The sequence below is a fragment of the Endozoicomonas sp. Z74 genome (genome assembly GCF_057680865.1).
The window spans coordinates 19,154-43,441 of the sequence record NZ_JBLYZI010000028.1 but is presented as its reverse complement, the minus strand read 5'-3'; the positions used below and the strand labels follow the sequence as shown (position 1 = coordinate 43,441).

The 24,288-nt window shown below is 51.3% G+C and carries 22 protein-coding genes; 4 read left to right on the top strand and 18 right to left on the bottom strand.

The features are described from left to right. Nucleotides 1-8: 8 nt before the first annotated feature. From moaD to mobA, 4 genes are read right to left on the bottom strand one after another with little or no spacing between them, the layout of a single operon-like run. On the bottom strand, nt 9-260 hold the full coding sequence (gene moaD / locus ACNRUY_RS10555) for a molybdopterin converting factor subunit 1 (RefSeq protein ID WP_488111593.1): 252 nt from the start codon (nt 258-260) through the stop codon (nt 9-11). Further along, entirely contained in the window at nt 257-790 is a 534-nt protein-coding gene (moaC, locus tag ACNRUY_RS10550; protein ID WP_488111592.1) for a cyclic pyranopterin monophosphate synthase MoaC, read from the bottom strand. Before moaC ends, moaD begins: the two co-directional genes overlap by 4 nt. Next, entirely contained in the window at nt 790-1,326 is a 537-nt protein-coding gene (gene moaB, locus ACNRUY_RS10545) for a molybdenum cofactor biosynthesis protein B (RefSeq protein ID WP_488111591.1), read from the bottom strand. The genes moaC and moaB overlap by 1 nt, the downstream gene beginning before the upstream one ends. A gap of 24 nt (nt 1,327-1,350) precedes the next feature. Then, complete coding sequence (mobA, locus tag ACNRUY_RS10540; RefSeq protein ID WP_488111590.1) at nt 1,351-1,953, bottom strand: molybdenum cofactor guanylyltransferase; 603 nt, start codon at nt 1,951-1,953, stop codon at nt 1,351-1,353. A 98-nt stretch (nt 1,954-2,051) separates the two neighbouring features. Here mobA and ACNRUY_RS10535 point away from each other — a divergent pair, with 98 nt between their 5' ends. Beyond that, nucleotides 2,052-2,819, top strand: coding sequence for an HpcH/HpaI aldolase family protein (locus ACNRUY_RS10535; protein ID WP_488111589.1), 768 nt, complete (start codon nt 2,052-2,054; stop codon nt 2,817-2,819). A gap of 3 nt (nt 2,820-2,822) precedes the next feature. On the opposite strand, the gene ACNRUY_RS10530 is transcribed toward ACNRUY_RS10535, so the two are convergent. Then, a complete protein-coding gene (locus ACNRUY_RS10530; protein WP_488111588.1) occupies nt 2,823-3,278 on the bottom strand; it encodes a YcgN family cysteine cluster protein in 456 nt (151 codons plus the stop codon). A 924-nt stretch (nt 3,279-4,202) separates the two neighbouring features. Here ACNRUY_RS10530 and ACNRUY_RS10525 point away from each other — a divergent pair. Next, on the top strand, nt 4,203-7,091 hold the full coding sequence (locus ACNRUY_RS10525; RefSeq protein WP_488111587.1) for a hypothetical protein: 2,889 nt from the start codon (nt 4,203-4,205) through the stop codon (nt 7,089-7,091). A gap of 151 nt (nt 7,092-7,242) precedes the next feature. Beyond that, nucleotides 7,243-7,788 (top strand): porin family protein, encoded by a 546-nt coding sequence (locus ACNRUY_RS10520; protein ID WP_488111586.1) that lies wholly within the window; start codon nt 7,243-7,245, stop codon nt 7,786-7,788. Between the two features lie 73 nt (nt 7,789-7,861). Here ACNRUY_RS10520 and ACNRUY_RS10515 read toward each other — a convergent pair whose 3' ends face one another. The 9 genes from ACNRUY_RS10515 to hcp form a co-directional block, all read right to left on the bottom strand. Continuing rightward, a complete protein-coding gene (locus tag ACNRUY_RS10515) occupies nt 7,862-8,413 on the bottom strand; it encodes a protein disulfide oxidoreductase (RefSeq protein ID WP_488111585.1) in 552 nt (183 codons plus the stop codon). Beyond that, nucleotides 8,400-10,583 carry a protein-disulfide reductase DsbD family protein gene (locus ACNRUY_RS10510; RefSeq protein WP_488111584.1) on the bottom strand — a complete coding sequence of 728 codons (2,184 nt, stop codon included), beginning with the start codon at nt 10,581-10,583 and terminating at the stop codon, nt 8,400-8,402. Before ACNRUY_RS10510 ends, ACNRUY_RS10515 begins: the two co-directional genes overlap by 14 nt. Before the next feature lie 23 nt (nt 10,584-10,606). After that, nucleotides 10,607-10,996 (bottom strand): hypothetical protein, encoded by a 390-nt coding sequence (locus ACNRUY_RS10505; RefSeq protein ID WP_488111583.1) that lies wholly within the window; start codon nt 10,994-10,996, stop codon nt 10,607-10,609. A 162-nt stretch (nt 10,997-11,158) separates the two neighbouring features. Next, nucleotides 11,159-11,773 carry a YceH family protein gene (locus tag ACNRUY_RS10500; protein ID WP_488111607.1) on the bottom strand — a complete coding sequence of 205 codons (615 nt, stop codon included), beginning with the start codon at nt 11,771-11,773 and terminating at the stop codon, nt 11,159-11,161. A gap of 47 nt (nt 11,774-11,820) precedes the next feature. After that, nucleotides 11,821-12,636, bottom strand: a complete 816-nt coding sequence (locus ACNRUY_RS10495; protein ID WP_488111582.1) for an alpha/beta fold hydrolase — start codon at nt 12,634-12,636, stop codon at nt 11,821-11,823. Nucleotides 12,637-12,964: 328 nt separating this feature from the next. Then, nucleotides 12,965-13,777, bottom strand: coding sequence for a protein-tyrosine phosphatase family protein (locus tag ACNRUY_RS10490; RefSeq protein WP_488111581.1), 813 nt, complete (start codon nt 13,775-13,777; stop codon nt 12,965-12,967). A gap of 36 nt (nt 13,778-13,813) precedes the next feature. Continuing rightward, complete coding sequence (locus ACNRUY_RS10485) at nt 13,814-16,627, bottom strand: S8 family peptidase (RefSeq protein WP_488111580.1); 2,814 nt, start codon at nt 16,625-16,627, stop codon at nt 13,814-13,816. A gap of 258 nt (nt 16,628-16,885) precedes the next feature. Further along, nucleotides 16,886-17,938 (bottom strand): FAD-binding oxidoreductase, encoded by a 1,053-nt coding sequence (locus ACNRUY_RS10480; RefSeq protein WP_488111579.1) that lies wholly within the window; start codon nt 17,936-17,938, stop codon nt 16,886-16,888. Nucleotides 17,939-18,027: 89 nt separating this feature from the next. Next, nucleotides 18,028-19,680 (bottom strand): hydroxylamine reductase, encoded by a 1,653-nt coding sequence (gene hcp / locus ACNRUY_RS10475; RefSeq protein WP_488111578.1) that lies wholly within the window; start codon nt 19,678-19,680, stop codon nt 18,028-18,030. A gap of 396 nt (nt 19,681-20,076) precedes the next feature. Here hcp and ACNRUY_RS10470 point away from each other — a divergent pair, with 396 nt between their 5' ends. After that, nucleotides 20,077-20,625, top strand: coding sequence for a hypothetical protein (locus tag ACNRUY_RS10470; protein WP_488111577.1), 549 nt, complete (start codon nt 20,077-20,079; stop codon nt 20,623-20,625). Between the two features lie 13 nt (nt 20,626-20,638). Here the strand turns inward: ACNRUY_RS10470 and ACNRUY_RS10465 are convergent, their stop codons facing one another. The 4 genes from ACNRUY_RS10465 to ACNRUY_RS10450 form a co-directional block, all read right to left on the bottom strand. After that, complete coding sequence (locus ACNRUY_RS10465) at nt 20,639-22,096, bottom strand: hypothetical protein (protein ID WP_488111576.1); 1,458 nt, start codon at nt 22,094-22,096, stop codon at nt 20,639-20,641. Nucleotides 22,097-22,348: 252 nt separating this feature from the next. Continuing rightward, complete coding sequence (gene argC / locus ACNRUY_RS10460) at nt 22,349-23,392, bottom strand: N-acetyl-gamma-glutamyl-phosphate reductase (RefSeq protein WP_488111575.1); 1,044 nt, start codon at nt 23,390-23,392, stop codon at nt 22,349-22,351. A 107-nt stretch (nt 23,393-23,499) separates the two neighbouring features. Then, entirely contained in the window at nt 23,500-23,856 is a 357-nt protein-coding gene (locus tag ACNRUY_RS10455; RefSeq protein ID WP_488111574.1) for a HopJ type III effector protein, read from the bottom strand. 216 nt (nt 23,857-24,072) lie between these two features. After that, a complete protein-coding gene (locus ACNRUY_RS10450; protein ID WP_488111573.1) occupies nt 24,073-24,288 on the bottom strand; it encodes a DUF3820 family protein in 216 nt (71 codons plus the stop codon).

Sequence of the window (24,288 nt, the reverse complement as noted above, 5' to 3'; positions counted from 1 at the left end):
TTGTTTCCTCAGCCGCCCGTAACCGGGGGGAAAAACGCGACTTCATCCCCCGCCTTAAGGGCGCTGTCGGAACGGGTCATGGCCTGATTAACGGCGACCAATGTGCGCTTGTCATTCAGTACCTCACGCCAGTCGTCGCCTTTTTCAGCCAGCTGGGAGCGCAGATCCGACAGATTCTCTGGGTACTCCCCTTCAGAAAGGGTCAGCTGGTCACAGTTGAGCTTTTCACGGTAGCTGGCAAAAAACAGCACCTTAATCATGTCTTTTCTCCAGTCAGGGCTTTTCCTGCCTGATTTTCTCCTGTAGGAGCGGCGGTTTCAGACCACTGATAATGCCCGCTGCGGCCACCGCTTTTTTCCAGGACACGAATACCTTCAATGTGCATTTCCTTGTCTACGGCCTTGCACATGTCGTATACAGTCAGAGCCGCCACTGAAGCAGCGGTCAGCGCCTCAATTTCCACTCCGGTTTTACCACTGAGTCGGCAGCAGGTTTCGATGCGAATTCTCTGATGCTCTGGCTCCAGCCCGAACTCAACACCAATGAAATTCAGCATCAGGGGATGACACAGTGGCACCAGCTGGCTGCACTGTTTGGCCGCCTGGATACCGGCAATTCGGGCAACCGCTAGTACGTCCCCTTTTTTGAGGCCGTTATCCTGCACCAGTGACAGGGTTTGCGGCGCCATGTAAATAAAACCTTCAGCTCTGGCCTCACGGCGGGTGATGTCTTTATCACCCACATCCACCATGCTGGCCTTGCCCTCGGCATCGGTATGGGTCAGAGCCATCAGTCTGCCTTCTTCAGCTGTTCAATAAAGTTACAGGGGCGGTGCTGGCTGTTCAGCTGGTCACGGATAATCCCTTCCCAGGCGGTCTTGCAGGCATTGTTAGAGCCCGGCATGACAAACACCACAGTCCCATTGGCCATACCCGCTACAGTACGGGACTGAATGGTGGAAGTTTTGATCTGTTCGTAGGACAGCTGACGGAACAGTTCACCATAGCCATCGATCTGTTTATCAAACAATGGCAGAACCGCTTCCGGAGTGCTGTCTCTCCCGGAAAAGCCGGTGCCGCCGGTAATCAACACCGCCTGCACAAAAGCTTCAGAAGCCGGTGTGCTGGCAATCCAGCGGGACAGGACTTCACGGATCTGGTAAATATCATCTTTGACAATCACCTTGTCCGCCAGCTTATGGCCTGCCGCCTGCAGGCTGTCCACCAGCAGGTGACCGGACGTGTCATTCTCTTCCGTACGGGTATCGGAAACGGTCATTACCGCAATATTTACAGGAATAAACTCACTCACCTGTTTATGCGCCATGGGAATTTTTACTCCTGTTCAGGTTTAAGCACTGTCTTCAAGCTGCTTGATGCAGCTGCGCCAATCTTCGGGGGTATTGGCATTACCGAAAGCACGAGCCAACGGTTCGGGTAAGGGGATAATGCCGCCATCCAGCTTCCGGTGAAGCCGCCACAGGGCATAGTCTTTTGGGTGATCACTCTCAATGGCCTGCTGCACAGCCTCTCGCAAAACTTCACCAACCACCAGCAACAGGGGCAGGGAGTAATCCCTGAAATGACACGTCCGATGCTCTCTGGTCAGCAGCTTCAGGGCAGACTCGGGCAGCAGGGGCATATCCACTGGCACCACCACCAGCCGATCGCCGTCGTCTAACTCTGGTAAGACCCCGTGGATTCCACTGAGAGGCCCCCGTCCAGGAATACGGTCAGGGACAGAAGCGGTTTCAGTGGTCCCGAAGCCGCTGCCACTGATCAATACCCTGTCCATACCGGACCTTTCCAGAAGTGAAACCATGTGCTGGTACAGGGGCTTTCCCTGCCAGAGCAGCTGAGATTTGTCCCGCCCCATTCTGGAAGAGCGCCCCCCCGCCAGAACCAGTCCTGTCAACCTGCCGGGACGGGTGGTGATGAAAGGTTTTTTTTGCACAGGACGAGCCAGGACCACCAGAGGCCTCCCACCGGAACCAAAATGAAATCGTCTAGTCTAAAGGTTTCCCCCCCACAGGCAAGTCTCTGGATTTCAGAATGAAAAAAAACCCGCTTCGCGACTTATTCCGGCAGAAAAAAACCGCCATCAATGGCTGGCTGATCCATCCCTGTCCGCTCACTGCCGAACTGATCGCCCACCAGGGCTTTGACTCCCTGACCATTGATATGCAGCACGGCATGATCGGGTTTGAAACAGCCCTGGCCATGCTTCAGGCCATTGCCACCACCGAGGTCACCCCGCTGGTTCGGGTTCCCTGGCTGGAACCGGGCATCATCATGAAAATGCTGGATGCCGGTGCTTATGGGGTTATCTGTCCGATGATTGAGACCGCCGGGCAGACCCGGGATTTTGTAGCCGCTTGTCGTTACCCCCCCAGAGGGTATCGCAGCTTCGGCCCAAGTCGAGCCATGATCCATGCAGGTCCTGACTACGCGGAGTACGCAGACGACACTCTGCTTCCCATGGTGATGATTGAAACCCGGCAGGCACTGGACAATCTGGATGAAATTCTGGCCACCGAAGGTCTTGGTGCCGTGTATATAGGCCCCTTTGACCTCTCCTATGCCCTCGGCTGCCGTCCAGAACCGGATCATTATGAACAGCCGGTACTGGACGCCATTGACCATATCCTTTCGCGCTGCCAGCACTTCTCGGTACCGGCCTGCATTCACTGCATTGGCCCGGAATATGCGGCCAAAATGAGGAAAAAGGGATTCAGTCTGGTGACCGCGGGCTGCGATGCGGACTTTATCCGTTCAGGCGCCACCCATAGCCTTCGTCAGTTGCGCACATCACAAGAGTAACGATCAACCAACCCGGATAATATAGTCAAACCACTGCGAGGGGTCTGGCTGATCCTCTTCAGAGACCAGATCTTTGCCTTTCACTGAAAACCCGGCTTCGTGGACGGACTCAGGTGAACCGGTGATCAGAGGGTGCCAGTCCGGCAGATCGAACCCATCATAGATCAGCCGGTAAGCACAACTGTCCGGCAGCCACTTCAGGTGCTCATGCATGGACTTGGGGGTAAATTTAATACAGTCCGGTACCTGTTTGCGACGATGCTTGTAGTTTTTACACTGCCCGGTTTCCAGATCCAGCAACCGACAGGCTACAGCCGTTGTGTAAATTGCATCGGTATCCGCATCAACCACTTTATTCAGGCAACATCGACCACAGCCATCACAGAGCGATTCCCATTCATCAGGGGTCATCTGCTCCATGGCTTTTGTGCGCCAGAAGGCAGGTTTAAATTCATTCATAGCCATTCATATAAATGCAACACGCAGGAAAAGGCGGTCATTGATCGCTCACACTAAAGGGCTCATCTTACGCCCACTTCGCTCAATCACAATAGGCAATGTCCATACTCTAGAGCCTTCTTTTAAACCTCGGCACCTGGCATAAAAGGGATATCTCTTCTAGTTTTTATTCCACTTGGACTTCATCTCATTTCATGGCCACAATGACGTAAACAATGCTCAAAACATGCCGGATTCTTTTTTTACTTGCTTTGCTACAGGCAACCTTCTGCTGGGGAGCAAAGTGGAGAATTGGATACCTCCATGACCCAGAACTGCCTGAACAAGTGGTGAAGAAAGCCAGTGAAGAAAATAGTCAAGGTCGTTTACATGTCTATATCAATGGCCTGAATGAAAACCTGGTTTTCTTCCCAACGCTTTACGTCTCCGAGGCTCTGCAAAGCCAGCTCCCGGAAGATCTGCAAACAAATCACCCTCCCCCCTCAGAAGAAGCAATGGCTTCATCGGAAAGCACCGTTGGCGGAGCCACAGCCTTTTCAGGTAACAACGTAGGCGCTGGACTTAATCCCAATGCACCCAGCTACATTCCACTATCACGCAGGCAACCCACCAACTCAGGGAAACAACGCCATTTACGGTCAGGAATGCTTGGAAAAATAACCAATGAGAAAATAAAAAAAATAATCAAACACCTTATTGAGCACGGTTACACGATAATCTCAGGAAATTTTAATTATTCGCCGCTCCACTCCAGTGCTTCAGTCCACCTTCCCGTCAACTCCGAAAATGCTTCGTGCCTCCTGCCTGAAGGAGATGACGAGCACTGGCAAAACGACATATGGTACGCCACTCAGATCGAGGGCGAAGCGGATGCCTACTGGATAGAGCTAACTCCGGCCATTCAAGCTCACCTGCTCCGGAACATTGATAATAACAACGAAATTCATACACCACAGGAGCTACTGCAACCACCGACGGCGCCCCCCTTCACCTCCGATATCGCTACTGAAACCCATCACAACATCCATAGCCGGTGTTCAGGTCACTCCAGATGCAATAAACCACCAAAATCAAGCGGAAGCTTCTATTAACGCATTCCAAAACCTGGCAACGCAAACCATCACTGAAGACATCCCACCTGACAGTGCAGAAGACATACAAACAGAAGCATCTGACCATAGTGAAGCCAACGATGCAGATAAACTCCCCCCCCCAGAACCAGAACCACCTGCAGCAACAGAATCTGAAGCTCAGGCATGCGCGCAGGATCAATGCTCCCTGGAGCAAACGACATCAGCGAGCACTGATAGGACTGCTGAGACAACAAACCCTGGCCAGCCTGCATTATCTGGATCAACATCTGACTCAAAAGAGAAAAAAACAGACCCTCCAGACAATAAAGTAAACACCATTACAGATGAGGTGAAAACCCAGCCCCCAGAACCACCTGCTGCAACAAACTTTAATAATGTGTCGGAGCATGAAAAAAAAGACAGCACACCAGTCCAGAGGGTTGCACCAAGACTAAGAGAGCCTGAAAAAACTTGTTCTTCTGTCTGTACCAGCACCACTCGAGGCAACAATATAAAAGCACCCTATTCCAGAAAAAGCAGAAAAAATGCAGAAGCACACAAAAAAATTGAGAGTAAAAAAGCGACAACCTCAAATCCAGGCAATCAGAAAAATGAAGAAAAGCCTCTTTCAAAAAAGGAGATCAAAAAAAAACTTGCCTCATCAGGCTCTATTTTTAATGACATCCGGGTTATGGTGTTTGCTATGGGAGCATCCGGCCTGGCTGTCTTCGCATACATTATTCATGCATTAAACCAGCTGGACTTTTCTACAGCAAACGTCAGCCCCCACAACCCCGACAACCCCGACAACCCCGACAACCAGCCGCCCCAAGCAGAACGACCAACTGCTACAAAAAAAATGTCCTCTCAACGGGAAGAAACCAGAGAACTATCTGAAGCACAGCCAACAAAAACGGCCGCCCTCCCCCTTGTTCCAGAACCGCTGAAAACAGCCTTTGCAGAAGATGAACTTATGCTGGCATTACTGGAAGAATTACAACAAACGAACCCTTTTATTCGAACAACTTCATTACATGAACCTGGATCTTCTTTAAGTAGAACCGTGACACCGGATGATATTGAACCAAAACTAAGAAAATACAGCTCGACAAAATCTGCTCAAGAAGGAAGTGTTCTGTTTATCTCCAGCCTGGGTAAAGAGGTTCAGTACTCCAAAATGCCCCTCAACGAAAAAGAACGATTCCTGAAGTATCTATACCCCAGGTTGAAAGAACTCTATCAACAAGCAAGACTTGATTTCATGGAGTCCTTTCACTGGTTAAACTTACTTTGTGGCTATACCTCAAAACAAGAAATATCCAGGCTCAACTGCCTTAAAAAAGCGACCAACCTCCTATCAACTCCCCAGTGGCTAAAACAACCGCTGCATCAGTCTATGCACCTGGGCTATCAACCAGGCAACAGGCAGAAACCCCTGACTGAATGGCAGCTGGCCCCTTTATGGCGCCTGGAATCAAAGCAATCAATAGCTCCTCCCATCATCATTCCTGTAATTTCTGAACAAGGCAGAAAAAGGCTCGTGCTTCATGAAAAACACACGTCTATGATTGAGGGATTTGACCCGACTGTCTTGAAGGCTTATCAGCACATTGAACGAATATCAAATGATCTTAAATGGATTCCTATCTCTTCAGCCAACTTAATACATGACAAAAAATCCAGTTTTAAAAGCACAGTACTAAAAATAACAGTTCACAACCAGGAAGAAGGATTTCTGGTTTTTGAGGACGCAAAAAAAATCAACCCAGGAAAAATGCGCCTCAGGGAGGCAGCAACCAGCAGCTTTGAGCTCTGTCATCGGCTTGAAACACAGCAAGCTATCGAGCTGTGCTATGAGTTCAACGGTCACTTTTCATCACAATTCAACCTCTTTATGGAGGTTATAACAACACATCCAGACCTTGAAATACCTTTATATCTATATTTAGTCTCTGCATCTTATGATACAGAGACAACGGATCACAGATGGAGTGAAAATTTTGAAGAACATGAAAAAAAAATTAATCTTCATATTGATCAAAGAAAACCAACACTGTTAGCAGCGCATACTCTGAAAAGAGTCGATCAACTGAGGGGCAGTCAACTCTCCCACATTTTTGAGGCCATAACTAAAATCGTTCCTAATCATCTTGTTAAGCACTCTGTGGCAGACTTATTACAGCTCTGTGGGTACATCCCCCACAGCCTGACTCTGGAGCTCTGCATTGCCAACCATTTATCTGAGCTATCCTCCCCCCCCTCATTCTCATACAAGGCCATCACCCGAAGTTACCTTGCCGGTCTGCCCAGGTTTTATCATGACCTCTCAGCGAACCACTGCCGCTATTTGCCAACAATAGCTTTAACTCACTCAGGCAAGGACCGACACCTGAAAATGATCCCATCTGCCCAGATCATACGTGAAGGGTCTCCTGAAGAAATTATTCAAGAGCTGCCTGAAGACAGGGAGATTTCAGCCTCCTCAGGCGGCCATGAGATATGGTTAGGCGTAGACCCAAATAAAGAGATCAAATCGATAATGGTGGCATACATTAATGCTGAAGGACTCAACCAAGCTGATTCAACATTTTATTACCCTGACGATTCAGACAGAACCAGAGTCATTCCTGAACGCCTTCACCCAACCTCCACTTATATTATCTATTACGAAAATACAGAGCAGGTGACTGTGTACACTTTTTACAGAGGTCAACTACTCCCTGTGGCAGCCCCCCTATAAATCAGATCATAACTCCATACATCAAAAAATGTGACATACATCACATCCTATATTTTGAGCCAGACTCAACAGCTGCATCGACTGAATATTCCCCTGTACAATCCGATCGTCGTTTATTCGGACAAACCCACCAGAACCACAGGGAATAAGAATGAAAAAACAAAGCTTTCTGGCAGCAGCACTTTTAACCACCAGCCTGGCAACCTGGGCTGAACAGGGTGCCTACATAGGAGCCAATGTCGGCTATGGCGTCTACGACATTGATGCCTGCAATGGCGCCAGCTATTGCGATGACAAGGCTACCGCATGGAAGTTGAACGCGGGCTATCAATTTATGGAGTATTTCGGTGTTGAGGCGTTTTATCAGGACCTCGGCAAAGTGTCCTATGAAATTGGCGGCAATATTGATACCAAAGTAAAAAGTTATGGCGCCGCCCTGACCGGCACATTGAGCCTGACCAATGAAATTGATGTCACACTCAAGGCCGGCCTGATGCGCTGGGATGCAGACTATCAGTATGTGAACAGTTCAGAAAAAGGGACAGAAAACGATTCAGAGCTCTACCTGGGATTAACTGCCGGTTATCGTTTAACAGACACCATCAAGCTGGTGGGCAATATTGACCGCTATAGAGGTAAGGGCACCACCAAAATTGAAGGCTTCGTTTACGGGGCAGGTGTTCAGTACCACTTCTGATGCCAAATATTCTTAGGCTCCAGAAAAACAACCAGCGGACAAGCCTGTTAACTTCCGGGCTTGCCGCTTGATACTAACCGGCAAACAGCATTCTCAACCAGATACCGGGTGGAGTGGTAATACCGGTTGTGCTGGACACCACCTGCCCGTCTTTAATAATCACCAGCGTCGGAGTCGCAGAAACGCCCCAGTTTCTGGCAATGTTACCCCTGCTATCACTGGTCACGGGAAACTGATACCCATGATGACTCATCCAGGACGATACCCGTTGACCGTCTCCCGAAGAGACTGCCACCGACATCACTGAATAATCACGGCTTATCCAGTCAACGGCGGGAGATACAAACCGGCAGGCGGAACACCAGGTGGCCCAGAAATAGAGCAGTACAGGTTGCTGATAGCTCATGGCCTTCACATCAAACAATTCCCCATTCAAGTCCTGCACCACCATTTCCGGCATTGTTCCGGAGGCCATCTCCCGGCCTCGCCAGAGGTCTATCCCTGTAGAAATGGCAATCAAGAGCAGAGTCATAACCAGAGCTTCCCGCCCCCAGCGTTTGAGACGCCCTGAACGGTCAGCCCGCTTCCGGGTTTCAGCAGCCTCTTTGACCTCAGGGGCCTTCATCCCGCTCCTCCTTGCTTGCCTGATCTATAGCGCTTATTACCCCGTCCCTGGTCAGAATAACCGGCAATGGAATACCTTCCGGAGCCCCGGGGCCATAAACAATATTAAAAGGCACCCCAAAGCGGCCATAATGCTGTAAAAAACCTGTTACATATTCTGATGGCTGGGTCCAGTCTCCCTGCATACGAACAACACCATCGGACTGTAGCCGGGTATACACAGGGTCCTGCTGCAAGACCCCCACCTTATTGACCTTGCAGGTAATGCACCAGTTCGCCGTAATGTCCACAAATACCGTTTTCCCCTGTTTGACAGCAACCCCAATAGCCTCGGTATTCAGTGGCTGCCAATAGAGCGCCCTGTGACGGTCTGTAGACAAGTGCCCATTGATAAAATGGTTTAACAGAAAAGCGGCCACCACAAAACAGACAAAGGCCAGTGTCAGAATCACCGAGCGGCGACCTTTCACTCTGGCAACCCGCCAGATCAGGGCAAACAGATAAACCAGCCCGGAGGTCACCGTAGCCACCGTTCCAATAAACGTCGCCATAAGACTGATTAACCAGAAACTGGTGGCCAACATCATCCATCCAAATAACGTTTTAACGACCTCCATCCACTTGCCTGGTTTCGGAAGCAGGCCGGCCAGCTGGGGAAATGCAGCCACCAGCAGCCAGGGCATGGCCATTCCCACCGCCAGTGCCGTGAACACGGCAAACAGCTCAGAAAAGCCAGCCCCCAGCGCAAAGGCCACGGCTGTCCCCAGAAAGGGTGCACTGCAGGGGGTCGCCAGTAACGTTGCAAACATCCCCTGAACAAAGTGCCCAAGGCAGGAACTGTCACCACGGCTGGCCATCCAGGTCTGGACAGAACCGGGCAGCTGGATTTCAAACAGCCCCATCATATTGGCCGCAAACAATCCCGTCACCAGAATCATGCCCCCGATAAACCAGGGGCTTTGAAACTGTACCCCCCAGCCCAGTGCCTGCCCTGACAGTTTCAGCGCAGCCAGAAAACCCGCCAGCAGCCAGAAAGAGGCCAGAATCCCCCCGGATGAGGCAAGAAACTGTCGTCGAATCTGCGTTCTTTCCAGGCCTTTTGCCATCACCACACTGCTCAATTTCATACCCAGCACCGGAAGTACACAGGGCATGACATTGAGGATCAAGCCACCGGCCAGGGCGATGAGAATGATGACCAGCAAGCCTCTTTCTGGGCGGATATCAATCGCTTCACTGCCAGGGGTTGCCTGCAGTTTAACGGCCAGGCCCTGGTCACTGATGACCACTGGCAGGGTTTTGTTAAGTAAGTCCACCGGCCCCAGCCAGCTGCTGGCTTTGAACGACGCAGTGAGGGTAGTACCGTTCACTTGAAGGTCCGGCACTCCAAATGAGATGTCTCTCAAACTCCGGGAGCTGCTGTCCACAAATACATCCGGCTTATGCCATCCCTGGTCACTTACAACCTGGATAACAACCCTTTCTTCTTCCTGATCCCAGGATGCCTGAGCCAGCTGGTACGAAGCAGAAGCCACCGGCACCTGGCCTTGCCCCTGACTGTAGAGGTACATGGCTTCCCGGGAAGCCTGCAGATGACCGGGATGAAAGTGGACTTGAAGGGAAAAATCATTGAGCACACAAATATTGGTGCACGACGGCAGGGTCAAATCCGCCAAAAACGTCACCGGGCTGTTCATATCCTGCACATGCAGGGTCATGGGAAACACCACATGCCCCTTGTACCCAAGGGTGTGGACACCAAGATACTCATGGCGGCGGGGAACCGGCCACTGCCAGTCAAGCCCCGTCAGATTGCTGGACCGGCTCCAGTCCAGGGAAGGCGCAATCCCTCCTTCTCCGGGCGCTCGCCAATAGGTTTTCCAGTCCCCTTCCAGCTTGACCTCCAGCAATCCTTCCACCGTTTTTGCTTCAGGATCACTTTCCCCCGTTAACATAAATCGAACCGAGAGAGGAGGATGTTTGGGATCACTTAACCAGCCCGTGGTAACGTCACTGGCCAGTACTTTCATGGAAACAAAAAAACATAACAGCAGACTGACAAAAGGCACAAACACCCCTGTCGATTTAACGGTTTTATTCAACGCCGGGAACTCCATACAGACACAATCCAAACGACCCCACAGGCTTTTCTGCCATAAGGCCGTATACACTCAGTAAACCTGTGAATGAGTGCCTATTCCCTGAATATGCAATGCACCAGATGGGGCCTTCGTTGTGGAAAAGCCAGAACCATCCGGGAAACCAAAGGGGGACTGGCAAAACGAGGCCAGACAAGAAAGAAAATAATCAGTGGTAAAAGCAGCATACCCAGTTCAAGCAGCTGACTCTGAACCTGCAGCAGGTGGTCGCTGAGTTCGCACTCTCCGTAAGCAGTACGTTCCTGGGCAGACGTCTCCAGCAAAGCGCCAGGCGCCAACAGAGAGACCTCAATACTGTGCGGGGCCGACGAGACAGGGCACCCTGCCCCAAAGCCTGCACGCTGCCACGAGCAGACCAGCAGAACCAGCCCCACCAGAGTCATCATCCCCCTGGCTGCATAGTCTTTATTTATTTGGTTGAACATAGAAGCTTTCAAGCTGGACCAAAGTCCGGAACAGCTGCATTCTGTCGTCAAATAATGAGTGATTGGGTGAACAGGTCTGTATTCTGTCTATCTTTGGATGGAACCTCAATCCACACCCCCAATGTTTACAAGCCCCATACCCTGAAAACCGGATGGGGCTCCTTATGCCCTGCCCAGCTCTCCGTTCAGTCGCTCAATCTCGGCTTTCAGTACCATTACCTCATGCTCCAGCTCCTGAATACGGGCTTTATCATCCGCGGCCAGGTCTGCATGGGTCACCACTTCCACTTCACCGGAAAAAAGATGGGCATAACGACTTTCCCGCTTGCCTGCCTCCCTAGGAAGCTGCATGACATATCCTTTATCTGCCATGCCCTGCAGCGCCTTTTCCATCTCACTGACATCGGTAAACTCTGCCAGCCTGCCAGTGCGACTGCGAAGCTCTCCCGGTGTCTGAGGTCCCCTTAGAAACAACACACAGAGAATCGCCCGCTCCTGGGGGCTCAGCTGCAACGAGCCAAATTCAGTATTACAAAAGCGATGCCTGTATTTATTGACACGGGAGCCCCTCTCTTCACTGACCAGCCTTTCCTTCATCAGGGCTTCCAGGGTGGCCAGGACCTCTTGTTCTGTCAGGCTAAGAACCGGGTCCCGATTACTTTTCTGGTTGCAGGCATTGGTCAGGGCATTTGATGAAAGCGGGTACTGATCCGGTGTCGTACTTTCCTTTTCCAGCAGACAACCAATCACCCGGGTTTCATTAAGGGACAGGGACATCTCCACGGTAAAGCTCCTTATGTCATATCGCGCCCATCTTCAGGGGGTTATACCAGAAAATCAATGACTGCCCTGGCAAAAAGGGCAGGAGCCGTGTCCATGGCCATATGCTGCTGCCCCTCAAGCACCTTCAGCTGGCTGTATGGAAGACTGGTTTCAATCATCTCTGCAGCCACTTTAAAGAAAGGCAGGCTGTCACTGCCACAAAGCAATAGAGTAGGAGTACTCATTGTGTTGAAATACTGTTCATCAAACTCATAGCTCACCGCTGCGTATAGTTCCCTGGGCAGGGTGTGGGCAGCGGCAAGCTCTGCAGTCCACTGATCACCCTGTTTGAATTCTTCAAACTCCTTAGGTGGGAGTTTCACCACTTCCTGAAGAAAAGCCGAAACGACGCCCTTTCGGTCACCTGCGGCCAGCATGCTGTCGAGCCGGCTCAAAAAACCCTGGGGAAACACCTGCACTCCAAGACCGGAAACCGGGGGCTCATACAGAATCAATCGATCCACATGAGGTGTGAACCGGGTGGCTTCCAGGGCACAGATACTGCCAAATGAGTGTCCCAGAAGATAAATCATCCCGACACCCGCCTGGTGGACTGAGTTAATCAGCGTTGCAATATCCTGATACTCAACATCGATGGAATAGGGGCGGTCACGATCATCCCCGTTAGATCCCCTTCCTCGGCGGTCAATGGCATACACCTGGAAATAAGGCTCAAATAGCGGAAGTACTGGAGCCCAGCGGGCATGATTTCCTCCTGTACCATGAACCAGCACCAGAGCAGGGGCACTACTGTTCACCTTCTGACCACTGACAGAATAAGCGATGGCCGAACCATCGCAGGAAACCACCCACTCCATTTTCAACTCACCTGTCACAGAACAACATCAGCCCACTGAATAAGCAGTATAGAAAAAATCGATGCAGGGCTTTGTCGAAGAACGATGCTGAGAGCGCGTCCTTACAACAAAAAAGGAGTTGCAGAAGTTTGCTGGCTTTTGCCATCACCCAAACCCTCTCCCAGAGGGGAAGGGCTTTAAAGGTTTGCACAGCCAAACTCCCTCTGGGAGGGGGGCTTTAAAAGTCGGCACAGCCAAACTCCCTCTCCCCCTGGGAGAGGGCTGGGGTGAGGGAAAACGGTCAACGACAAGATAAAGAAGAGGAGGAATTGCCCGGCCCGGGAAATCATCAGTTGATTTCCCCAACCGTTGCTATGCCCAGAATATCCCTGAGGTAGTACGCATACCACTGCAAGCCATTTCGGCTGAATGAACTGATGGGGCGGCCGGCAACCTGGTTGGCTTCCCGATATGCCTCCTGGTAGCTTCTGGAAAGAAACTGCATCTGATAAGCCGCTATTGCCTCGCCGGTACGGTCATGCCCCCCCTCACAATGAACATAGAATACACCTGCCCGGTCGGTTTTTGTTTCCAGGGATTGACGCAGCCGGGAGATCAGCCCCCTCAGATTGCCAAGACTGGGAATCGTTGCCAGTTTTTTCCGATACCATGCCGGGTATTTCTCCGGGCTGATCAAAGCGCCATAGATGGGGTGGTGAACCAGCTCACCCAGGTCAGGATGACTGTCAAAAAAGACCCGCTCTTTTTCAAGGTCACCCTCTTCAACCACGGCGTTAATCAATGAATAGTCCTGTAACAGGGCATCCCCGGGAATTGGATTCTGGAGCTGTTTCACGGCAATTTCATTCATGACTTCTAACAGTTCACTGTAGGCAAAACCGCCATCCTTCAACGGCATGTTTCCCCTGAACAGATAATTGCCTGTCTCTGCATGATATTCAACCAGGCGAACACTCTCTGGATTAAAACTGCCCGTCCGCTCCAGCTGATAAGCAAGAAATAGAGTGCGGGTTCCCTGAGGCAGAGCCTCTCCCTGACCGGCCTGATAAAAGGAGGGGTTGGGATAAACCGCCCCTGAAATCCCTGACAACAAACCAGCCAGAATCCATTGATACATTTTCAGCACAAAATCCTTTTTCACCCCAACCTCCTGTTCTTTTGCAAGACCGACTTCCTGTCAAAAATTCAAGCCGATATTAAATAGCATCAACCAGTCATCATTACCTGCTCTATTGCCATAGTCCCTCACCCGGATCAGGTTGACTTTACCCGACAGTGGCAGGCTGTCAGAACGCCATCCGGCTGCCAGCTCATACTCAAGATGTCTTCCGGAGGGAACCAGGTCAATATTCACCTGCTGGTAGGCAAGCTCACTGCCATGGTACCCATAGGGCAACTCAAGCAGCGCCTCCCCCTGGCTGACCCTCAGTGGCTGGGTGATAAACAGGCCGTATTGCCAGGTGCTATCCACTTCAGCCAGTAGCCCGGTACTGAAGCTATTACCTTTGAGAGTATCCGTATATTGAAGCCCGCCTTCAGACTCCCCCGCCTCTGTTGCCAGTTGGTAGTAACTCAGCAGCAAGTCAATCTCCGGGCTGACTTCATAACTGAGGTTAAATCCCGCCATCCAAGTCTGACTGCCTTCATCCGTATTCCAGATACCGGCTCCCCCTGTGCCCAGAAACGACTCCTGTTCGTTCAAGCCCCCCAGTTTGAATGCCCCTGTTAACCGGTGGGCAATCTTACCAGTGAGACTGATGGATAGACTGCTGGCGTCCATCCCCTCTTGCTGGTTGTTGAAGTTTTCATCGACCTCCCCCTGCCATAACCCAACCTGAAAAAAAGCGTTATCAGCCAGCGCCATGCGGTAACGGACACTGTGAGCCTGATTCATAAACGGAGAGAAGGGATGATTGAATGCCTGGCTCACCACCAACCCCTTTACTCCAGGACTGGAATGCTTCATGAAAGCAAAGTCCTGCTCGGGCTGCAGGCCATACCCTATTGCCACGCTAGTGTCAGGGTTTAGGTCTACATCGAGCTGATAGCGTCTGGAAGAAAGGTCACTTTCAATCCCGTCTGGAAGGCCTCTTGGAGAGACGCCTGATGTAGAGCGTGAAACACTGAAACGCATATCCGGGCTGATGGCCGTTGTGCTCAGGGCGTCCACATCCAGACTTCTGCGCAGGAACGACAACGTATCCACCTGGTGTTCATTCCCTCCCTCCCCCAGAAGAGCAGTGCCAGGATACTGAAACCCGGCTTTGTCATAGGAGTCCACCGCCGTAAATTGAACCGACGCCAGCTGTTTGGCCACACTGTCCCCAACCACCATAGAGGGATTCAATTGGCTGTCAGCCAGGTCATGGACAATACCGGCCCGTGTCTGAATCTGGGCCTCTCCAATCAGGGAGGTGGCGCCATCAAGGTTCAACAGACCCCGACCATAAACTGGATCAGTGCCCTCAGCCCCAATATCTGTAGCCGACACCAGCAGTCGGTTCACCACCGCCTTGCTGTGGCATTGCTTCTGATTAAAATCGCTACTGCCGGAGTCACACATCGACGCATGGGGATTACCCCCTGGCAACTCAAGACCCGGGAAGGCTCCCGCCACCAGGGCGAAGCCTCCAGAGACCTGAGGTGCCGCCATGGAGGTGCCCGACAGGTTCTGATACTGGTTGCCTGGCATGGTGGAAGTAATGCTGGTTCCTGGGGCTGCCAGGCAGAATTCCGCCGCATCGCCACAGGCATGGGAAGAGGAGGCAATAACACCGTAATTATCGGTGTTCACCACCGTCAGCCACTGGTACTCAAGATCTTCCGCAAGGTCCGTGTCGCTATAGATTTTGGGCGCCATGGCCATAACCGAAGGCTGACCGGTTTCTTCAGCGTGCCCTATCAGGAGGTAGTCGTAATTACCTGCAGACAGCACAGTCACCAGCCCCTGCTCCAGGGCCATTTTGGCTTTCTGATACTCACTTTGAGCATCCTGACTGACGGCACCGAACAGATAACCTTTTAAGCGGGCATCGTCATAGCCTGGAGCACCACCAATAATATCGGAAGCCACTTTAGAGCGGCGGCCCTGGGTGTAGGAGTAACTCATATTGGCGACACTGGCCCCATGACTGGCAGACCAGGACATCAACTCCCCGTCTCCAACCGGACTATCGAAACACCCTCCTCCCACATAAGCGCAACCGGGCAGAATGCTGGCATTGAAAGCAACACCGTGCATACTCCGGGCGTCTTTGCTGGCTGCAGCAATACCTGCCACATGGGTACCATGACCATCAGGGTCCGAAGCGCCATAATGAGTCTGACAGGAAGCTGAGTCACTGCAGCCAGGGAGAATGTTGTCGTCCAGATCAGCATGGGCAGTATCAACACCGGTATCCAGTATGGCAATGACCACACCCTCCCCCCCTTGAACAGCGCCATTAATGCCATTTAATGCAGCAATATTGGCGTAGGCTTCCTTGGCACGGATCGTATCCAGATCCTGACGCTGCCGGTACTCTGATGTCTGATAATAATCCGGGCTGGTGATATCCCCCTGGCCACCACTGCCCTCCGGAAATGCCACAAACTCTTCGGTAACGGGGGCACTAGCATCCCCCCCTCCTCCGCCACCACCCCCGGCAGCAGCTGCAACGCCTGCCCCGGCACCCCCCAGCAATAACCATGGACTCATACCACCACCGGACACCGCTCCCGGTAAAAGAGAGTGGGTGAACTTGAAAGCGAACTCTGACTTTTTTTCACTGGAGGCCTGCCCACAAGTCAGTCGGTCATCGATCGCCTCATACTGTTCAGACAGGCATTGGCTTTTTCCCAGGGCCTCATACTCAACCCTCTCTTTCACCCCATCCGGAATCTGGGCGAATGCCAACTCAAACGCCCATAACGAAAGAAGGGGATAAGCAAACGCTGGGTTAAGGGAAAAAAGACAGCAGGCAAAGGAGCGGGCACAGGACAGAGAAGGCATGGTTTGAATTCCTTTTCAAAGTATCGCCACCCCCACACAGCCAGTGAATACAACCCTGTTCCACTGATACGCTGGCGGAAGGTTTTTATCCATAAAAAAACAATTATCCAAAAGATGCAAGGCTCTTCAACGGCCGTTTCACCCACATGATCACCCCCCTGAAAGCCAGGCAACTACAGCCCCCTGGACCACAGGGATACCAGGAAAAAACAACCGGATTGGAGAAACACGAAAAAAAGCAGCCTCTGCAAGAAACCCTCAAATCTTAATACTCAGATCGGACTTTGGCGTCGAACAACAGGACAGCACAAACCCCTGGTCAATTTCCTCTGGTGTCAGGGCCACCTGGCTGGTGCTTGCTACCTCCCCTTCCAGGATCTGAACCTTGCAGGAACCACAGATCCCCTGACGACAGGCCGCAATAACCGGAGCCCCTTGCCCCTCAAGAATATCCAGCACCGAGTTGTCAGAATAAGCCGTTACCTGCTGGCCAGTGGTGCGAAAAGAAATCTGATAGGGTTCATTGGCCCCCTCCGTTGTTTCCTGCTCCAGCTCTGCATCCACCAGATCCGCCGTAAACTGTTCATAGTGGTACCGACTCATGTCATAACCACTCTCTGACAGCATTGCTCTGACCGCTTTCATAAACTCCGGAGAACCACAGACATACGTCGTACGTTGATGCAGATCGGCGACAGACTGATTCAGTCGCTTTTTGTCCAGATACCCTTCTTTCTCTTCCACCACGAACTCAACGTTGAAATGGCGGTGGGTCTTTGCCATGGCCGCCAGCTCTGGCACAAAAAGCAGATCATCGGCGGTGGCGCCGCAATGAATAAAGTGAATATCCACATCGGCATGGGTGTCCAGCAGCCATCGGCTCATGGACATCATCGGTGTAATGCCACAACTGGAGCTCAGGAACAGCAGCTGTCGTGCAGGCAGGTCAATAATATTAAAACCGCCACCGGGACCGGTTGCCCGAACCAAATCCCCCGCCTTGAAATGATCCAGAAGCCAGCCGGACATTCTACCGCCCTCCACTCGCTTGACGGTCAGCTCAAGAGAGTAAGGACGGGAAGGGGAGGAACTCATGGTGTAAGAGCGGCCGACCCGCTCTCCATCCAGCTCAATCTGAAGGGTGACAAACTGCCCTGGCTTATAATGAAAACGCCCTGGCGGACTGGTCTGAAAGACAAACGTACTGACATTTTCTGTCTGGGGAATGACCTGCTGACAGATCAGCTCAACCGTTCCCGACTGCCAGACCGGTGCGCCGGGAAGTTGCTGGAATGTATCTGAAATCTGCATGATAAAGCTCTGCCAATAACGGCTTTCTGAAGAAAGTCAGTCACCGGCTCCTGCAAGAGGGGAGGCCACTGACTTTCTGGCATCAATAATCAGGCGGCGTTGAGGATAGCGCTCATATCCTGTTCAACCGTTGTCGTGAGTTTCAGGTCGAAGGTATCCACCAGAATGCCCAGCAGGTTATCCGTCAGAAAAGCGGGGGCGGTAGGGCCTACATGAATGTTTTTTATGCCCAGGGACAATAGGGTCAGCAGAATAACGATGGCCTTCTGTTCAAACCAGGACAGAATCAGGGAAAGAGGCAGCTCATTCACTTCACACTCAAAGGCTTCTGAAAGGGCCAGTGCCAGCTGGATGGCAGAGTAGGCATCATTGCACTGCCCAACGTCCAGCAGTCGGGGAATACCATTGATATCGCCAAACTCCAGCTTATTGAACTTGAATTTGCCACAGGCCAGCGTCAGGATCAGGCTGTCCTGAGGCACGGATTCCGCGAACTCTTTGTAGTAAGAGCGTTCAGCCTTATCTCCGTCGCAGCCACCAATCAGGAAGAAGTGTTTGATATCACCGCCCTTAACGCCTTCGATAACGGCAGGCGCCGCGGCCATCAGGGCATTTCGGGCAAATCCGGTCATGATGGTGTGAGGCACCTCATCGTATTCAAAGCCCGGCAGTTCCAGTGCCCTGTCAATCACCGCAGAAAAGTCATGACCTTCGAGGTGAGTCACTCCTGGCCAGCCGACAATGTTCCGGGTAAAAATACGGTCGCTGTAATGCCCCACTTCCGGGTCAATAATGCAGTTCGATGTCATCAGGATGGCGCCGGGAAAGTCCGCAAATTCCCGCTGCTGATTCTGCCAGGCACTGCCATAATTCCCCACCAGGTGCTGGTATTTTTTCAGCTCAGGGTAGGCATGGGCCGGCAGCATTTCACCATTGGTATAAATATTGATGCCCTTGCCTTCGGTCTGCTTGAGCAACGTCTCAAGGTCAATCAGATCATGGCCGGAAACCAGAATGCACTTGCCCTTCACCGGTTTTACATTCACCTGGCTGGGCTCAGGATGACCAAAGGCGGTGGTTTCCCCTTTGTCCAGCAGGGCCATCACCCGGTAATTCAGCTGCCCGATGGCCATGGCGCACTCCAGCAGTTCCGAGGCATCCTCAGGGTCCGTCGCCAGCCAGGCCATGTGCTGATGAAACTCCCCATAGATACTTTCATCACTCTGGTGCAGAACCCGAGCATGCTCCATATAAGCCGCCGCCCCTTTTAATCCATACAGGCACAGCAGCCGCAGACCTATAATGTCTTGCCCTGCCTCTTCAAGCCCCCGGTTGGGCAGCATCGCCGGTGCCTGCTCCAGCATTCCCTCCATGGATTCCGCCAGTTTGAACAAAGCCGCACCGGAGGCATCGGATAAGTCAACCCCATTTTTGGCACAGGCTGCCTGCAAACGGTCACGGGCCGCACTGGCTTCCCGGGTCAGGGCGACAATGCGGCTGGAGTCAAAATTCACATTGGTCAGGGTGGCGAAAAAAGCACGAGGTACGAACGCATCAATGTCTGCCATGACAATATTGAACTCACGGGCACGCCGGGCATACCAGGAAACCCCCTGAAGCATATAGATCAGCACATCCTGCAGATCCGATGTTTCAGCCGTCTTACCGCACATCCCCCGGGCGTAAGCGCAGCCATTACCGGCAGGTGTTCGTATTGTCTGTTCACACTGTACGCAGAACATGATGGAGACCTCGCGACTTAAAGATTCATTATTTATGCATGTTCATTGTTACTCTAAACGACAGATGACCAAATACGTAAAAACACGGCACAGCCAGAGGGCATTTAACTGACCTCCGATAAAGCCCGAGACTGATCATGTGATGCCCTCCCCCAACCCTCTCCCAGAAGGAGAGGGCTTTATAACGCTAGCACCGGCAAACTCCCTCTCTCTCCGGGAGGGTGCTGTATAAAGCTGGCACAGCCAAACGCCCTCTCCCTTTGGGAGAGGGCTGGGGTGAGGGAAAGCAGTGAATACCACCTGCCCCATCAAACCCATTTCTCAATAAATAGCTCATCGTTGTCAGCCCTTGGCTATACTGGACGCTCCGCAACTTAGCTAGTTGAGCCCACTCCCATGCTGATTAAGGAAATAAAACAACTGCTCCATGATAAGGAGCTGGTCTCACTGGAGCTGTCTGACCACGACGGTTCCGAGATCACCGGTTTTTTCCTGTCGATCACCAGGGAGCTGGCCGTCATGCAGTTGATTGGAAACGACGGTCGCAGTGAAGGATTTACCTTATTTGAACCGGAGTTGATTGCAGAACTGTTCTGGGGGAACCGGGAACATTCGTGCATAAAAAAACTGGCTCTCCAGAAATCCCAGATTACTCCGGTTCTATTGAAATCCCGGAATTTTCACGACGCCATGATTGAGCTTTTCAAACGCTATCATACAATCGGTCTGTTCACCTTTGAGGAGGGCGAGAAGTTTGAAGCAGCCCGACTCCTTGACCAGGATAAGGACTGGTTGAAACTGGAGTGCTATGGAACATTCAAAACCCTGTCAAACCTGACCAAAATGGTACGCATTGATCAGGTTTGCAGGATTGAGTTTGGTACCACCTATCTTAATGATTTAGCCCTTGTGCAGAACAGTGCTTTGAATACCTGCGGAAAATGAATAGAACGATGACCTACTTAAAAAGTGAGTATGGAACTGGTTTCCCGCCACGATAAAGAGTGATGCCTGCATACGTCAAATAAATGGCCACCTCGACACCTATCAAAGAACCAAAAGCTATCCAGCCATTGTAATCAGTCTCCACTTTCGACTCTACCTTAGGGCAGGGGATTGAAGAACCAGTCTTGAATACAATAACACTGTCATCCATTAACCACTTTTTCTGGTAGTAGCTACTGATATTGGTTGCATTTGCGTCTTCATGAGCTTTCAGTATATTTTGCAGCACAAAACGATCGGCTAACTGGTTGCCTGCATCAGCCCCCTTTTTGAAAAAGTCATCCATTGTTGGCAGGGGAAGCAATTCATCTGACTGATAATTTTCATCGACATCGCCAGTCACCTCAGTTACTGAGTCATCATGGCTCCTCAACTTATTGGCTTTATCAGTTCCGCTATTTACCAGAACACTGACTTTCACCTCACTGGCCTGTTTTTTTACCAGATCCAACACCCAGTCTTTTTCCCGTTTACTTTTTTCTTCCGAATAAAAAACCATCTCCTTGACTGCAATGCCATTCGAATCTTCAAGGTGCAGAAGCTCCCGCTCTGGTGTGCCACTCCCTGTGTGCTCTCTAAAAGCTAAATGGGCGTGCTCTACCTCGCCTGTACCATTCACTAAATGCAGAGCCTCTTGCTTGGGATGCCTCGAGTCCCCGCCTCCCCCAACAGTAATCACAGACCGCTTGACCTTGACCATCTCAACCTTGTCCGGGTTATCCACTAAAGGCACCTCAAGCTTGACAGTGGTTTCTGCTCCCCGCCCCTCAATGTAACTGTGAGTTATCAGCTGCAAAACCTCTTCGGGGCCAGAAACCGTGACATCGTCATTCTCTCCCCAAACCACCTTATCAAGATCACCGGAACCGGTTAATTTCAGCCAGGTTGCCTCAAACTTTTTTATCCCCTCCGAGTACATAAGCACTTTGGTTTTGGCATTTGTGAATGCCGTTCTGGATGTGAAGGAAGCAACATCAATCTCTATTCCACCCTGTCGACTGTTCTCTCCCATTTCAAAGACCGTGAACAGGTCTCCTTCAATGGCATAGGCACCCGTTGGTTCCAGCCTGATAAAACCATCTCCTTTGTCAGGCAGAAGCCCCTGGCCAGACTTACTTTTCAGAGGTTTCGTCAGGGAATGGGCTCCGGAAGGAATGATCAACAACCAGCCTTCCGGCTCCTGTTCAATTTGAGTAGAGAGATCAGATTCTTTGGAAAGAACTTTGACTTTGCCTTTGGGGTATTGGTTACAGATCTCAAGATAAGCAGGGTTTTCTGAAAACCGACCCTGACACTCAGGGCTACGGGGCAAGGGTCCGCCCACAGCATACTGGCTGGCAACCATAGCCCCAGTAAGTACCGCTATTAATGATACATTTTTCTGAGATAGTTTAAGAAGTTGAACAGACATCACGTACCCCTAACCCAAACGATAAACAGAATCATTTACAAGTAGTGAGTCTAATGAATAAACAGAGATGGTCTTAGAATCTTTTCAAGTTAAATTCACAGCTAATACTTCAAAAATATGAAAACCCCATGAGGTAGACGATCAAAGCCTAATAAAATAATGGATAACAAGGAGGGGCTTGAAGAGGTAAAAACAAGTGCATCATAGACAAAGTGACAGCCTTATCACGAAGACTGTCACCACAAGGAACAGTCAGGGCATCATCGCCGGAGCATCCAGCCCACAAAGCTCATCCATCCCAAACATAATGTTCATATTCTGAACCGCCTGACCCGCGGCGCCTTTTACCAGATTATCAATCACTGACAGAATAACCACGGTATCTCCACCCTGGGGACGATGCACAGCAATACGACACTGGTTGCATGCACGAACTGAACGGGTTTCCGGATGACTGCCTGCGGGCATAACATCCACAAAAGGTTCATCCTGATAGGTCTGCTCATACAGAGCCTGCAAATCAATGTTTCGGTTCTGGACCGTACAATACTGAGTGGCATGAATTCCGCGGATCATGGGCGTCAGGTGGGGGACAAACACCAGCTCACCCTGAAAGGGAGCCTGGCCTGCCCCCGGCATTCTTGAGATACCCTGGCGGATTTCCGGCAGATGGCGATGACCCGCAACACCATAGGCCTTAAACGACTCGGACACCTCGCACATCAGGCTGCCAACACTGGCTCCCCGGCCAGCGCCACTGACGCCGGACTTGGCATCCACAATAACAGTACCGCTGACCAGCCCCTCCCTGACCAGGGGCAACAGCCCAAGCTGGGCAGCTGTTGGATAACACCCTGGATTGGCTACCAGCCGGGCCTGGGAGATGGCGGCTCGATTCATTTCCGGCAAGCCATAGACCGCCTCGTCCAAAATGCCCGGACAGGCATGCTCAACCCCATACCACTGCTGCCAGTCACTGGGGTTACTGAGCCGGAAATCAGCAGCCAGATCAATGACTTTCACGCCCTTTTCAAGCAGACCCGGCACAGACTTCATGGCGATGCCGTTAGGCGTGGCAAAAAACACCAGGTCACAGGCCCCAAGCAACTGATCGTCAGGCTGTGAAAAAGCAATGTCCAGTTGACCTCTCAAACCGGGGAACAGTTCACTGACGGCTTTCCCCGCTTCAGAGCGGGAAGTAATCACACTCAGTTCAACCTCCGGGTGAACCGCCAGCAGGCGCAACAGCTCTGCACCGGTGTAGCCAGTACCGCCTACAATTCCGACTTTGATCATCTGATGTATCCGTAACCTTTGATGTTATTTATCCGAATGCCTGGGAGCCTGTCACCGAACACCCACAATGCATATTATTCCACAAAAAAAGAATAAATATGCAATATTTATTTTTCAATCAGGGCTATTCCATCAAAGACAACCCCCTCCCAGCCAGACACCATAAAAGCACGAATATTACCGTGCCCCTGCCCTGTGGGATCCTTGAGCACATCATCCCGGTAAAAATGCCCAAAACAGGCCAGAGTCTGACCCTCACTCAGATCATGGATCCGGCCAAAAGCTAAAATCTTGCAGGACCCTTCATTGGTACCCGGCTCATTGACCTGCTGAAGACGGCCCAGACCATTGGTAAAACGAACCGGGGTGTAGTGATAGCTGTCAGTAATCACATCCATCACAACCTGAAACTCAACCTGTTCCGGACGGTTTCTGATCTGATCAAGCAATTCATTCAGCGTCATGGGAATCCCCTTTTCTGATTATTGATTGGGCGCCAGCAAAAGCCCGCCAGACCCGGAGTATAGTCAGAGAAAATGAAAAAACACCAGCTCAGGCGAAGCAGGACAGGGGTTATCAGAAAGGCCTGAGAGTCAGTAACAAAATGCTGTTTGCTGCTGTGATGAATGAAAGCACTCCGGCGGGATTCGAGCTTGATCTTCATCAATCCCACAGGGTGCCTATGGCTGTTTAAGAGGGGTAATTAACTCGTTCAGTCCATTGATCTGTATTTCAAGGGTCAGAGCCATCAGCCGCCCAAGTTCACCTTCGGGAAATCCTTTCCCGGAAAACCAGAGCAGATAGGGCTCTGGCAGATCGATTAAACGACACCCCTTATATTTACCAAAAGGCATAGTGCTATTGGCCACTTTGAGAAGGTCTTCCTTTTCAAACAT